The following is a 14,963-nucleotide window of genomic DNA, read 5'->3' as shown; positions in this document are numbered from 1 at the left end:
CCCGGGGGCTTTGTGGCCATACACCCCCTTTATGGGGAGACGAAATGGTTTGAAAAAGCGGGAACAGGCGTTGAAACGGTTTATATTTTCTTTTCTGTATAAAAATTCAATCGATTGTTTTACAATATAATAGACCGTTGCACGATTTATAAAAACATGTTGGCTCTCCGGCTGCGTTCACATTTTTTATATATTTGTATTACACCAATATTCTAATAGTATGAAAAGGACCTGCACATTGTTTATCATCATGTTTAGCTTCTTGATTTGGCCGGCTCATCTCTTTGCCTCTGCACCGATTGTAAAGAAAGTTGCCCCTACCTTCTGGTGGGCGGGCATGAAGAATACGGAGTTACAGATTTTATTGTATGGCGACCGCATTGCCGCCTGCGACGTGACCCTCTCGAGTCGCGACGTAGAGTTGAAAGAGGTCGTGAAACAGACCAATCCCAACTACCTGCTGCTGTATGTCGACCTCTCCGAGGCGGCTCCGCAGACCTTCGACATCGTGCTGAAGAAGGGGAAAAAGAGCTTTACGGTCCCCTATGAGTTGAAAGCCCGTAGCCGGAACGGCAACGACATCGAGGGCTTTACCGCCTCGGATGTACTCTATCTGATTATGCCCGACCGATTTGCCAACGGTAACCCCGACAACGACGTGGTGCCCGGCATGTTGGAGAATAAGGTCGACCGCAACGGACAGTATGCCCGCCACGGCGGCGACCTGAAGGGGGTGGCCGACCACCTCGACTATCTGGCCGATTTGGGCGTGACTACCATCTGGCTCAATCCCATCCAGGAAAACGACATGCCCGACGGTTCGTATCACGGCTATGCCATCACCGACTACTATCAGGTAGACCGCCGCCTGGGCAGCAACGAGGAGTTCAAGGCGTTGGCCGAGCAGGCTCACCAGAAGGGGCTGAAGGTGGTGATGGATATGATTTTTAACCACTGCGGCAGCGAGAACTACCTGTTCAAGGATAAGCCCTCGACCGACTGGTTCAACTTCAAGTCGCACTATACCCAGACCTCATTCAAGACGGCCAGCGTGCAGGACATCCATGCCAGCGAGTATGAGCGTCGGCTGGCTACCGACGGCTGGTTTACCCAGGTGATGCCCGACTTGAACCACCGCAACCGTCATGTGGCCCGCTACCTGATTCAGAGCAGCATCTGGTGGATCGAGTATGCCGGCATCAACGGCATCCGCCAGGATACGCACCCCTATGCCGATTTCGACTTCATGTCGCAGTGGTGTCGCGAGGTACTCGACGAGTATCCCCGCTTCAACATCGTGGGCGAGACGTGGCTCAACAGCAATGTGCTGGTGTCGTTCTGGCAGAAGGACAGCCGGCTGGCTGCACCCCGCAACTCCAACCTGCCCACCGTCATGGACTTCCCCCTCACCGACCTGATGAACAAAGCCTTTGACGAGGAGACGACCGACTGGGGCGGCGGCCTCTACCGGTTGTACGACTACCTCACGCAAGACCTGGTCTATCCCAATCCCATGAGTCTGCTCATCTTCCTCGACAACCACGACACCTCGCGTTTCTACAAGAAAGCGGAGGATACCGCCAACCTCACCCGCTACAAACAGGCGCTGCTCTTCCTGCTCACCACACGCGGCATCCCGCAACTCTACTACGGCACCGAGATTGTGATGGCGGCCGACAAGAGCGAAGGCGACGGTATGCTGCGTCGCGACTTCCCCGGCGGCTGGTCGGGCGACAAGAGCGACTGCTTCACGGCCGAGGGGCGCTCCGACCTGCAAAACGAAGCCTTCGACTACACCCGCAAGCTGTTGAACTGGCGTAAGGGCAACGACGTAATCGGGAAAGGAAGTCTGACCCACTTCTCGATAATGAGTAACGTATATGTGTATGAGCGGAAGTATGGCGAGCATTCGGCCGTTGTGATTATGAACGGGTCGGACGAGCCGCAAGAGATCAACCTCACTCCCTATCGCGAGGTGTTGCCCGCAGCTTCGGCTACCGACTTCTTGAGCGGCCGCACGGTCGAACTGGGGGAGAAACTCTCGCTCGAGCCTCGCGAATCGCTGCTGCTCTGCTTCTAAACCGTTTATAATATTTCGGTGGAGCGAAAGATTCAATTGTTTGTAAATAAGAAGTTTGAGAAGATAAAGCGTTTATAAATTTATTCTATCCGAATAGAAAGGGCTCTTTATCCTCTAATTTTGAAACCAAACTCAAACACGTAACAAGTTAACCAAAAAAACGCACCATGAATAGCATCAAACATCTCATCCTGGCCGGGGCCATGGTATGTATACCCATCCTGTCGAATGGCCAGCAGTTGGTTTCGCCAGACGGCAATCTGGTGATGAACTTCAGCCTCACTGCCAACGGGGCACCTGCCTACGATTTATCTTATAAAGGAAAGCCGGTCATCAAGACCAGCACCCTGGGTCTGGAACTCAAGCAGGAGGACCCCAACGCACAAACCGACTTTCAACTCTCCGGTCCGAAAAAAATCGAAGGGCTGGAAGCCAAGGCCAATCTGATGAACGGATTCACGGTGGCCCAGACTCAGACGTCGAGTTTCGACGAGACCTGGACTCCGGTTTGGGGCGAAGAGAGCCAGATACGCAACCACTACAACGAGTTGGCCGTGACCCTCGACCAGCCTCAGAACAAACGTCAGATTGTCATTCGCTTCCGGCTGTTCAACGATGGTCTGGGCTTCCGCTACGAGTTCCCGCAGCAGAAAGAGCTCAACTATTTCGTTATCAAGGAGGAACACTCTCAGTTTGCCATGGCCGGCGACCATACCGCCTTCTGGATTCCGGGCGACTACGATACCCAGGAGTACGACTACACCACTTCGCGCCTCTCCGAGATTCGGGGGCTGATGAAGCAAGCCATTACGCCCAACTCGTCGCAAACTCCCTTCTCGCCCACCGGCGTGCAGACGGCCCTGATGATGAAGACCGACGACGGCCTCTACATCAACCTGCACGAAGCCGCTCTGGTCGATTACTCGTGCATGCACCTGAACCTCGACGACAAGAACCTGGTGTTCGAGTCGTGGCTCACCCCCGATGCCAAAGGCGACAAGGGCTACATGCAGACCCCCTGCCGTTCGCCCTGGCGCACGATTATCGTGAGCGACGATGCCCGCGACATCCTCGCCTCGCGCATCACCCTCAACCTGAACGAACCTTGCAAACTCACCGATACCTCCTGGATAAAACCGACGAAATACATCGGTATCTGGTGGGATATGATTACCGGCAAAGGCACCTGGGCCTACACCAACGACCTGTATAGCGTGCACCTGGGCGAGACCGACTACTCCAAGACCAAGCCCAACGGCACCCACTCGGCCAACACCGAGAACGTGAAGCGCTACATCGACTTTGCGGCCGCCAACGGTTTCGACGCCGTGCTGGTCGAAGGCTGGAACATCGGTTGGGAAGACTGGTTCGGGAACAGCAAGGATTATGTATTCGATTTCGTAACACCCTATCCCGACTTCGACGTGCAGGAGATTCACCGCTATGCCGCCGAGAAAGGGGTGGAGATGATCATGCACCACGAGACCTCCTCGTCGGTACGCAACTACGAGCGTCACATGGACAATGCCTACCGCTTCATGGTCGACAACGGTTACCATGCCGTCAAGAGCGGATATGTGGGCGACATCATTCCCCGTGGCGAACACCACTACGGGCAATGGATGGTCAACCACTACCTCTATGCCGTAGACAAGGCTGCCGACTATAAGATCATGGTCAATGCCCACGAGGCCGTGCGCCCCACCGGATTGTGCCGCACCTATCCCAACCTCATTGCCAACGAGTCGGCCCGGGGTACCGAGTACGAGGCATTCGGCGGCAACCACGTGAACCACACCACCATTCTGCCCTTTACCCGCCTCATTGGCGGCCCGATGGACTACACCCCGGGTATCTTCGAGACCGATTGCAGCAAGATGACCCCCTCGAACACCTCGCGTGCCCGCACCACGCTGGCCCGTCAGCTGGCCCTCTATGTGACTATGTACAGCCCGCTGCAGATGGCTGCCGACATTCCCGAGAACTACCAGCGCTTCCCCGATGCCTTCCAGTTCATCAAGGATGTGGCCATCGACTGGGACGAGAGCAAATACCTGGAGGCCGAGCCGGGCGAATACATCACCATTGCCCGCCGGGCCAAGGGGACCGACGACTGGTACATAGGCTGTACGGCCGGTTATAACGGACATAAGTCGGAGCTCGTGCTCGACTTCCTCACCCCGGGCAAGAAGTACGAGGCCACCATCTATGCCGACGCCAAGGATGCCCACTGGGAGACCAATCCGCAGGCCTATACCATTACTCACAAGAAAGTAACCAACAAGAGCAAACTCAAACTTACCGCAGCCGTGGGTGGCGGATACGCCATCTCGATTAAAGAGATTAAGTAAATTTCTCTCCTCGTGAAAGAAGTCGAGGCTCCCGTCGGGGAGCCCGGCCTCTTTCTCTATCGCGGAGGCACACGGTATTTTCACAGAAGTCATTGATTCGTAGCCGCAAAGGCGTTATGTCTGGAGAGGCCTGCATTCGATGATTCCAATAATATTAAGAAACCTTTTTACTTTAAGCTAATAACATGAAAAGAAAAATTCTGAAAATTGCGAGCAAAATCCTATTATGGTGTATAGTAGGTTTCTTGCTACCTGCACATGCTTTCGCACAGAGCATGACAGTGAAGGGTGTTGTATTGGACAACACGGGTATGGCTATTATCGGAGCCAACGTCCTGGTGAAGGGAACTGGCAACGGAACGAGTACCAATATCGACGGAAACTTTACCATCAAGGCCAACAAGGGCGACATCATCGCCGTTTCGTACATTGGCTATCAACCTCAGGAACAACCTGCCAGCGAGTTGATGAAATTTGTTTTGCACGAAAACGAAGAGCTGCTTGACGAGGTGGTTGTGATTGGTTACGGTACGGTGAAAAAGACCGACCTCACCGGTTCGATTACCGCCATCAAGGCCGAGGACATCAACCGTGGTGCCGTCACCTCGCCCGACCAGATGCTGCAGGGCAAGGTACCGGGCCTGTTGGTTACTCCCGCAGCGGGCGACCCCACCGGTAGTGCAACGATTCGTATTCGTGGCGCCGCTTCGTTGAAGGCCAAGAACGACCCCTTGATCGTAATCGACGGGGTACCTGTTACGGCCGAGGGTGGTGCCGGCATGGCCAACCCGCTGGCATCGGTCAACCCCAACGACATCGACACCTATACGGTATTGAAGGATGCTTCGGCCACCGCCATCTACGGTTCGCGTGCTTCGAACGGTGTGATTATCATCACCACCAAGAAGGGCACCGGCAAGAATGTGCAGGTGAGCTACAACTCCAGCTACAGTTTGAAACAGAACAGCTCGACACTCGACGTGATGACGGGCGACCAATATCGCGACTACATGCGCAGCACTTATGCCGGCACCAGCCGTCTGGAGACCGTAGAGTCGCTCATGGGTACGGCCAATACCAACTGGCAGGACCTCATCTACCGCACGGCCTTCACGACCGACCAGAACCTGAGTGTCTATGGCAATGTGAAAGGCAAGTTCCCCTACCGGGTGAGCATGGGCTACACCTACGACGAGGCTACGTTGAAGGTGGGCGACAACCAGCGTGCCAACCTCTCGATAAGCATGACTCCCAAATTCTTCGATGACCACCTGAGCGTGAACATCAACGCCAAGGGTATCTACAACAAGGCCAACTATCCCAACTCGGGAGCCGTGGGCAGCGCCATCTCCTTCACCCCGACGCAGGAACCCTACTTCCGCAATGCCGACGGCAGCATCAACAAAGAGCTCTTCAACGGCTACTGGAACTGGAACGTGGGCGGTCAGGTAAGTACCAACTACGGCATCAACCCCCTGTCGCAACTCTACGACTATACCAACCGCAACGACTCGTGGCGTTCGTTGGGTAACGTGCAGTTGGACTATAAGATTCACGGCCTCGAAGACCTGCGCCTGAACCTGAACCTGGGTTACGACGTGGCTCGTACCGACGGCTACAAATATGCCGCTCTCGGGTCGGTAACCTCGGCTCGCAACAACATGTCGGGTCGCGACCTCTACGAAGAGTATGCCAACATCAACTCCAACACGCTGCTCGAGCTGTATGCCAACTACAACAAGCAGTTCGGTATCCACCACCTCGATGTGATGGCCGGTTACTCCTGGCAACACAACTATGTGAAGTACGACAACATCTCGTTCTATAACGCCAACCGCGACGAGGTTTACCTCGACAGCCCCTCGGACCGTCGTGAGTATTACCTGCTCTCGTTCTTCGGCCGTGTAAACTACTCGATCGACTCGAAATACCTGTTCACCTTCTCGTTGCGCGACGATGCCTCTTCGCGTTTCTCCAAGGAGAACCGCTGGGGTCTCTTCCCCTCGGCCGCCTTTGCCTGGAATATCGTGGAAGAAGACTTTATCAAGGACCACCAGACACCGCTCTCCAACTTGAAAATTCGGTTGGGTTGGGGTCGCACCGGTCAGCAGGACATCGGTATGGACAACTGCTACGCCTATCAGCCGCGGTATGTCATCTCGACCAGCCCCAACATGATGATTCCCGGATTCCCCGGTTTGGGCGACGGCGTTGACGGCTATGCCTATACCATCTCGCCCATGGCCTACAACAAGAATATCAAGTGGGAGACCACCGAAACCTACAACGTGGGTGTCGACTTCGGCTTCCTGAACGGCCGCATCAGCGGTAGCGTGGATGCTTATCTGCGTCACACCTACGACCTGCTCAACGACATCACCACGCCGCTCGGCTCCAACTTCTCCAACACGGTGATTACCAACGTGGGCGACATGGAAAACAAGGGCGTGGAGGTGAACTTGAGCTTCGTACCCATCGAGACCAAAGACCTGCACTGGGACATCAACCTGAACGGTACCTGGCAAGACACCAAAATCACCAAGCTGAGCAATGTGCCTACCGAGGACTATCTGGGCGTACGCGTCGGTTCCAACCTGAGCGGTACCAGCGGATACTCGTCGCTCTACCGGGTAGGCTATGCTCCCTACACCTATCACCTCTTCCAACAGGTATACGACTCCAACGGCAACCCCATAGAGAATGCGCTGGTCGACCGCAACGGCGACGGCCAAATCGCGCAGGACGACCGCTATGTAACCGGCAAGAGCATCATGCCCTATTTCTATTTCGGTATCAGCACGCAAATCGTGTACAAGAACTGGGACTTCGGTTTCAATGCCCACGGTTCACTGGGCGGCTATGCCCTCAACAAGGTGGCCAAGGATAACTCCAGCGGTTACAAGGACGACTACACCAAGGGCTACATCGACAACCTCATGCCCATTTGCCAGAAGACCGGTTGGACCGAGAGCCTCACCGAGTTCCAGCACTTCTCCGACATGTTCCTCGAGGATGCCTCGTTCTTCCGCATGGACGACATCAACGTAGGCTACACCTTCGACAAAATCAAGAACTGGAAGGGCAAAATCCGCATCGGTGCTTCGGTACAGAATGTATTTGTCATCACCAAGTACAGCGGCCTCGACCCCGAACTCACGGTCAACAGCAGCGGCGAACTCGACGGTGTGGACCAGAACCTCATTCCCCGTCCCCGTCTCTACACCTTGCGACTCAACATTAACTTCTAACTACCCTAAGACACAGCATTATGAAAAAACTGATATATTATACACTGGCCATCGCAGCGACGGCGCTCTCGATGACCTCCTGTCTCGGCGACCTGGATACCGTACCTCTGAACGAGACAGACAAGACCGGCGAAACGGCCTACCAGAACATACAGGACTTTCAACGGGGACTGGCCTACATCTACGGCTCCTTCTCGCTGTCGAGCCAGAATGACCCGGGAAAGGCCGACATCAATGTCGACGATGCCGGACAGAGCGAGTTTATCCGCCAGATTGTGGTGCTGAACGAGATGAGTACCGACGCCATGAAATGTATCTGGGGCGACAGCTACATTACCGAGACCCAAACGGCTTCGTGGACAGCCGGCGGTAATGCCGCCCTGGTGGCCACCTACACCCGTGGTCTCATCACGGTTACCCGTGCCAACGAGTTCCTCACCCGTGCCACAGGCCGCGAGATGGACGGTCTGCCCGGACTGATTGCCGAGGCCCGTTTCCTGCGCGCCTATGCCTATTTCGTGTTGATGGATCTGTATGGCAACCCGCCGTTTGCTACCGAAGAGAACATCGGTGGCGGTTCGCTGCCGACGCAGATAGGACGTCCGGCGCTGTTTGCCTGGATCGAGAGTGAGTTGAAAGCACTGGCCGACCCCAACAGCGCCATGCCCAACGTAGGCGAGGTTCCCTATCCGCGTGCCACGAAAGGCAGTGCACAGGCTTTGCTGGCCCGCCTCTATCTCAATGCCGAGGTCTATACCGGCACTCCCCGTTGGGAAGATGCCCGCACGGCAGCCGAGAAGGTGATTGGCATGGGTTACGGCTTGTGCTCGAACTATGCCCACCTCTTCCTGCAGGATAACGGCGAGAATCCCGACGCTCAAAAAGAGATGATTTTTGCCATCGGTTACGACAGCAACCTGATGCAGAGCTGGGGTGGAACCACCCACCTGGTGAGCGGTAACGTGCACGATGCAGCCAGTCAGGCCATTGCCAAGGAGCTGGGCTTCGGCGACAACACCTTCATGTCGCCCGAGCGTTGGAACGGATACCACATCCCCAACGAATACGTAGAGGCCAACTTCGAGATGAAGAATGTCTCGTGGGGCGGTACCGGCATCGGTTACGACCGCGAGGGCAGCGACAAGCGCGCCTTCTTCTGCAACACGGGTTGCGAGAAAGAGTTCGACCTGAAGGTGGCCGAGACCGGCTGGCGCTGCTGGAAGTTCAACAGCATGGATTCTCAAAATCAGCTCCACCTCGACAACAACTTCTCGTCGGCCGACTTCCCCGTGATTCGTCTGGCCGAGATGTACCTCATCTACGCCGAGGCACAAGCCCGCCTGGACAACGGCATTACCACCGACGCCAAGGCCCTCGGTTATATCAAGCAGTTGCGCGACCGTGCCGGGCTCGATACTCCCGCATCGATCGACCTCGATTTCATCCTGAAAGAGCGTGCCTGCGAGTTGATGATGGAGGGTCACCGTCGTACCGACCTCATTCGCTACGGCTACTTCACCTCCATGAGCTTCCCCTGGCCCTACAAGGGCGGTGTGCCCACCGGAGCCGTAGAGATTCCGGCCTATCGCACCATATTCCCGCTGCTCGACAACGACGTGGCCGAGAACTCCAACCTCACGCAGAATCCGGGTTACTAATCATCACCACAATATCATCAATCCTCAATAAGAAACGATTATGAAACTATTCAAAAATATAGCATTATTCGCAGCGGTAGCCCTGCTGGCCGGCTGCGAAACGGAGATAGATACTCCGCAACTCAATGCGCCTGCCGACTTTGTGGCTCCCGTCATGAGCGATTGCGGCAACGTGGTTGTCAATGCCGACAACTCCGACGACGAGAATGTCATCTTCTCGTGGACTCCGGCCGACTTCGGGCAGCCGGTGCAGATACTCTATTCGGTCTATCTCACCCTGGGCGAGAAAGAGGGCTTGTTGGGAACGACCAACGGCACCTCGCTGGCCGTGAAGAAGGGCGACCTGAATGGCGTGGTGATCAATAGCCTGGGTGTGACCAAAAACGACAAGGCCGAGGGCGTGACCGCCTATGTATCGGCCCAGATTGCCAGTGCCGCCTATGCCGAGGTGGTGAAATCGCCCCTCTCCAATCCCTTCTCGGTACAGACCTATGCCGCCCCGCTTAAGTGGCTGTTCCTGTGCGGCGAGTTCAACAAGTGGACCATCGACCAGGCATCCCAGTTCTGGGAGACCGGTGGCGGAACCAATACCTACGAGTGTATGGTCGACCTCTCCATCCCCTCGGATTGCACGCCTACCGATGGCGAAAACTCCTACTTCAAGGTGACGGTGGCCCGGTCGTGGTCCGATGCCAACTGGGGTTACAGTGCGTTGCAGTCGAACTGGACCAACGTGGAGAACAACGACAACAACCTCAACCTGCCCATTACCGAGACCAACATCTATGCCTTGTCGGTCAATACCGTGGCCATGTCTATCACGCAGACACCCATAGGTAAGACCCTGGGTCTGGCCGGCGACTTCTCAGGTTGGGCCGACGGTGCCGATGCACCTCTGGTTTATGACTGGACCGACAATACCTGGAAGACCGCACCCCTCGAACTGGAGGGCGGCAAGGAGTTGAAGGTGCGTGCCGATGGTGCCTGGACTACCAACTGGGGCGGCGACGGCTCGACCAGTACCGATGTGCCCGGCGGTTTCGTGCTGGCAGCCGGTGGCGACAACCTCAAGGTACCCGAGAGCGGAACCTTCGTGGTCGTGCTCCATGCCAACCGCACCCCCTATGTACTGGAATTTCAAAAACAATAAAACCGATAACCTTTAATCGATACAATCATGATAAAATATCTCAAATACATAGCCATAGCAGCCATCACCCTGATGGCCGCCACGGGGTGTCAGGACGACCCGGAAGATACCTTCTCGACCGCGCCTGTGGCTCCCTCGTTGCAAAACAACGGGAGCATCCTGATGACCCAGAACACCATGGACGAACCTATCCGGTGGGCCTGGACCGCCGCCCGTTTTCTGAAGGGTGATGTCACCTATTCGCTCTTCGTTCGCTACGGGCAGGAAGAGCCCGTGCAGGTTGGCGGGAGCACCACGGCTCTGACCCTCACGATGAGCAAGACCGCATTCCGCACCTTGCTGGAGGGCATTACCTCCATTCCCGAAAACTCGACCTTCGACCTCAACTTCTATGTCGAGGCTGCCGATGCCGAGGCGGTCTACAAGTCGGCCGAGCTGATGATGACCGTCTATTCCTACGGCAACTTTATTTCGGCCGTAGCCACACCGGCCGAGAGCGAGTTCACGCTCGACATCAACAACCTCACCGAGGAGCTCACGTTGCTCACCTGGGAGCCGGCGCGGCTGAACTACAACGAGGCCATCACCTACGACGTGCTGGTTAGCTGCGGGGGAGGCGAGCCCGTTACCGCCGCTACCGGTCTGACCGAAACCTCCTGCACCCTTACGGTCGACGCGTGGAACGAACTCTTTGTGAGTGCCGGGGCTGTCGAGGGGGCTGCCAGCGAAGTGTCCTTCACCGTAAAGGCCTATTCGCCTTCGTGTGAAGAGGGGTTGCCCTCGGCTCCTGCCACCATGACGGTGACTACCTACAAAGCCAACTTCCCCGCCTTCGTCACGTTGAAAGGTACCGACAAGCAGATACCTCAGAGCTCGGCTCAGAAGGGGTTGTTCGAGTGCTTCGTCAACTTCACCGAGGCAGCCAGCTTCACCTTCGAAGATGGTGATGCTCAGGTAGAGTATGGCGCTGATGCCCAGTTTGCCAACGATGCCAACGGTAACCTGGTGGCCAGCGGTGCCCTGACCGAGGGCGGAAGCGCCATCGGCGTAGAGGCCGGTTTGTATCGCGTATGTGCCAACATCAAGTTCAAGAACTTCATTCTGGTGAAGATCGAGAGCATGGGTATGATTGGCAACGCTACCCCCGGCGGGTGGGATGCCGAGACGCCCATGACCTACGATGCCGCCTCCAACACCTTCACCCTGAAGACCACCTTGACCGAGAGCGGCGAGTATAAATACCGCGCCAACAACAACTGGGGCTATGCCATCGACGGCGAGGGCAGCTTCTCCGACGGAACTCCCAATATCGTATTCGACAAGGCTACCGGCGAGTACAACGTGACTCTCGACGTGAGCAAGCACCCCTATGTGGCCAAGATTGTGAGCACGACCTTCCCCACCGAAGAGTATATCTACGTGCTCGGTAACCACCAGACCCCCACGGCTTGGGATCCCGCTACGGCTCCGGCCCTGCGTTCGCTCGAGATGAACGGCATCTATACCGGTTTCAGCCGTCTGGACGGTGAGTTCAAGTTCACCCTGGCCCGCAACTGGGAGGATGGTGAGTACAACAGCACCCACTTCACCGATTATAGCGAGGGTCTCGCTCCTGCCAGCGGCAGCACCAACATCAACATGGCCAATCCGGGCTTCTACTACATCGAGGCCGACGTGATGACGCAGAGTCTCAAGGCTACCCTCATCGAGAGCTGGGGCCTCATCGGTGCCGCTACTCCCGGCGGATGGGATAGCGAAACGGCCATGACCTACGACGCCGAGAAAGGTTGCTGGAGCTGTACGGTTGCCCTCACGGCCGGTGAGATGAAGTTCCGGGCCAACGGCACCTGGGACTCGGGCATCGACCTGGGCGGCTCTTTGGACGATCTCGTATTCAAAGGGAGTAACATAGCTGTGGCCGAGGCTGGTAACTATCTCGTAGAGATGTATCTGCAACGCACCAGCAGCGCACAGATGTACTGCACACTTACCGCTCAATAGCAGAAATCCGATAGCACAGAGAGACCGGCCGGACCCCGGGTATCCGGGTAGAGACCGGTCTCTCTCTTTTTATTCCCGATGACCGCAGCTCTCTTGCGGGAGATGTGCATCGCAATTTACGATTATGGACAAGACAGTATGAAAAAGTTTCTATTCTCATTTCTGGTAGGGTGTAGCCTGTTGTTCGCCGGTACGGCGTGCACCGAAGAGCACTTTGTCGGCGACGATAACGGGGCCGGCGGTTCGGGCCAATGGACCGATGTGGTTCCCTCGCCCGACGAGTGGGACGGTACTCCGCGGGCCGACATCACCTATCAGTTGCTCGTCTACTCGTTTGCCGACAGCGATGGCGACGGTACGGGCGACTTCAACGGCATCACCGCCAAACTCGATTACTTGCAACAGTTGGGCATCACGGCCATCTGGTTGTCGCCCATACACCCCGCCATGTCGTACCACGGTTACGACGTGACCGACTATACAGCGGTGAATCCGCAATACGGCACCCTCGACGACTTCGACCGGCTGGTGAGCGAGGCCCGGGCGCGGGGCATCACCATCTATCTCGATTACGTGATGAACCACACGGGTTGCAATCACCCCTGGTTTACCCAGGCCACCTCGTCGCTCGACAATCCCTATCGCGATTATTACACCTTTTCGCAAGACCCGGCAGCCGATATTCAGGCCGGTCGGGTGCCCATGATTGCCAGCGAGGGGGCAGCCGGCTATAAGTCGGGCGAATGGTTTGCCGTGCCTACCGAGGCCGGCGGCTACTACACCTTTACCCTCGACTGGAGCTCGCCGTCGCAACCCACGGTCACGGTGACCCAGGCCACCCGGGCCGATGTCGACGCCGACAACACGAGCCCTTCGACCAGTAGCGACAAGTATCTGTACTACGGCGATGCCGTCTGCAAAAAGTTCTACGACAAGGGAAACGGCATTTACGAGCTGACGGTCGACTTTGCCTCGTCGTGGGGATTCCTCATTCGCACCAGCAACACCCAGTGGGGCAACTACAAATATGGTGCGGCCCGGCAGGGCGACCAGGCCCGGTTGGGAGAGCCCTTTGCCCTGAAGCAGGGCGAGAATGCCCAGAATATTTTGCTCGAGGGGATGGAGATGTGGTATTTCCACTCGGCTTTCGGTACCGACTGGTTTGCCGATTTGAACTACGGTCCCGTAGACCAGGCGGCCGAGTCGCCCGCCTATCAGGCCATCAGCCGTGCGGCCAAGGGTTGGATAGACCGTGGGGTAGGGGGCTTCCGCCTCGATGCCGTGAAGCACATCTACCACAATGCCACCTCCGACGAGAACCCCCGTTTCCTACGCCTCTTCTACGACGACATGAACAGCTATTACAAGCAGCAGGGCCACACCGACGACTTCTACATGGTGGGCGAGGTGCTCTCGGAGCACAACGAGGTGGCACCCTATTATCAGGGGTTGCCCGCCTTGTTCGAGTTCTCGTTCTGGTATCGGGTAGAGTGGGCCATCAACAACAACCAGGGCTGCTATCTGGTCAAAGACCTGCTTTCGTATCAGGAGGAGTATGCCGCTTATCGACCCGACTATATCCGGGCGACCAAACTGAGCAACCACGACGAGGACCGGGCGGCCTCGAAGCTGAACCGCTCGGCCAACAAGTGTCGCCTGGCGGCGGCCGTATTGCTCACGGCACCGGGTTCGCCCTATATCTATTATGGCGAAGAGCTGGGTATCTATGGCACCAAGGCGAATGGCGACGAGTATGTGCGCAGTCCCATGCTCTGGGGCGACAGCTACACCACGAGCTACACCTCCAAGGTAGACCCCTCGGTAGCCTCGCAGGTGAAGCCGGTGAGCGAGCAGCAAACCGATGCGACTTCGCTCCTGAACACCTATCTCACTTTTGCTCACGTGCGGCAGACCTATCCGGCTTTGGCCTCGGGTACGATGTCGCGGCACGAGGTCTATAACGAGGAGAATACGCAATATCCCACGGTTGCCGCCTGGTATATGACGGAGGGCGACCAGCGGGTACTGGTCGTGCACAATTTCGGGAGTGCCATTATCAGTCTGCCGCTTCTCGACCCGATAGAGAAGGCTGTGGCCACATCGGGTACGGTGGCCTCGAAGGTAGAGGGCGAGACGACTACCCTCAGGCTTGGGGCCTATTCGTCGGTAGTCTATCTGTTGAAGAACAACTGACCGGGTGTCGGGCGCTTGAGAGCCCCGACCGACGGTGGAAACGTGATAGTGTAATTGGTAAGCGGCGGCCTCTTTGCGAGGCCGTCGCTTGGTTTATAGCGGGTTGCCCGAAGGTCCTGGAGTCCCGTTTCTCTCTTGGACTTTGAATAAGTCAGGATGCGGTTTGGCAAAAAAACTCAAACAAGTTTGGCTTTTTTGCGCTCACCTTTCGCTATCTTTGGATAAGCCAGGATGCGGTTCGGCAAAAAAACTCAAACAAGTTTGGTCTTTTTGCGCTCACCT

Annotated in this window: 7 protein-coding genes; all 7 read left to right on the top strand. The window is 56.4% G+C overall.

The features are described 5' to 3' along the window. The first annotated feature begins 250 nt into the window (after positions 1 to 250). Positions 251 to 2,080, top strand: a complete 1,830-nt coding sequence (locus tag Q1K76_RS10675; protein ID WP_300133263.1) for a glycoside hydrolase family 13 protein — start codon at positions 251 to 253, stop codon at positions 2,078 to 2,080. 167 nt (positions 2,081 to 2,247) lie between these two features. Then, positions 2,248 to 4,431: a glycoside hydrolase family 97 protein gene (locus Q1K76_RS10670; RefSeq protein WP_300133234.1), complete on the top strand. Its 2,184-nt coding sequence runs from the start codon at positions 2,248 to 2,250 to the stop codon at positions 4,429 to 4,431. A gap of 185 nt (positions 4,432 to 4,616) precedes the next feature. Further along, positions 4,617 to 7,679, top strand: coding sequence for a TonB-dependent receptor (locus tag Q1K76_RS10665; RefSeq protein ID WP_300133232.1), 3,063 nt, complete (start codon positions 4,617 to 4,619; stop codon positions 7,677 to 7,679). A 20-nt stretch (positions 7,680 to 7,699) separates the two neighbouring features. Next, positions 7,700 to 9,337, top strand: a complete 1,638-nt coding sequence (locus tag Q1K76_RS10660) for a RagB/SusD family nutrient uptake outer membrane protein (protein ID WP_273306539.1) — start codon at positions 7,700 to 7,702, stop codon at positions 9,335 to 9,337. 40 nt (positions 9,338 to 9,377) lie between these two features. Next, entirely contained in the window at positions 9,378 to 10,487 is a 1,110-nt protein-coding gene (locus tag Q1K76_RS10655; protein ID WP_087407777.1) for a SusE domain-containing protein, read from the top strand. Between the two features lie 27 nt (positions 10,488 to 10,514). Beyond that, on the top strand, positions 10,515 to 12,488 hold the full coding sequence (locus Q1K76_RS10650) for a SusF/SusE family outer membrane protein (RefSeq protein ID WP_300133225.1): 1,974 nt from the start codon (positions 10,515 to 10,517) through the stop codon (positions 12,486 to 12,488). 138 nt (positions 12,489 to 12,626) lie between these two features. After that, positions 12,627 to 14,681, top strand: a complete 2,055-nt coding sequence (locus Q1K76_RS10645; RefSeq protein WP_300133222.1) for an alpha-amylase family glycosyl hydrolase — start codon at positions 12,627 to 12,629, stop codon at positions 14,679 to 14,681. The last annotated feature ends 282 nt before the right edge of the window (positions 14,682 to 14,963 follow it).

The sequence above is a fragment of the uncultured Barnesiella sp. genome (assembly GCF_946496565.1).
Lineage (GTDB): Bacteria > Bacteroidota > Bacteroidia > Bacteroidales > Barnesiellaceae > Barnesiella > Barnesiella merdigallinarum.
The sequence above is the reverse complement of the archived record's forward strand: the minus strand, read 5'-3'. Positions and strand labels throughout refer to the sequence as shown.

Bases quoted from the DNA above. Each gene is read 5' to 3' on its own strand.
- Q1K76_RS10675 (WP_300133263.1), top strand. From the start codon at position 251: ATGTTTAGCTTCTTGATTTGGCCGGCTCATCTCTTTGCCTCTGCACCG.
- Q1K76_RS10650 (WP_300133225.1), top strand. From the start codon at position 10,515: ATGATAAAATATCTCAAATACATAGCCATAGCAGCCATCACCCTGATG.
- Q1K76_RS10670 (WP_300133234.1), top strand. From the start codon at position 2,248: ATGAATAGCATCAAACATCTCATCCTGGCCGGGGCCATGGTATGTATA.
- Q1K76_RS10660 (WP_273306539.1), top strand. From the start codon at position 7,700: ATGAAAAAACTGATATATTATACACTGGCCATCGCAGCGACGGCGCTC.
- Q1K76_RS10655 (WP_087407777.1), top strand. From the start codon at position 9,378: ATGAAACTATTCAAAAATATAGCATTATTCGCAGCGGTAGCCCTGCTG.
- Q1K76_RS10645 (WP_300133222.1), top strand. From the start codon at position 12,627: ATGAAAAAGTTTCTATTCTCATTTCTGGTAGGGTGTAGCCTGTTGTTC.
- Q1K76_RS10665 (WP_300133232.1), top strand. From the start codon at position 4,617: ATGAAAAGAAAAATTCTGAAAATTGCGAGCAAAATCCTATTATGGTGT.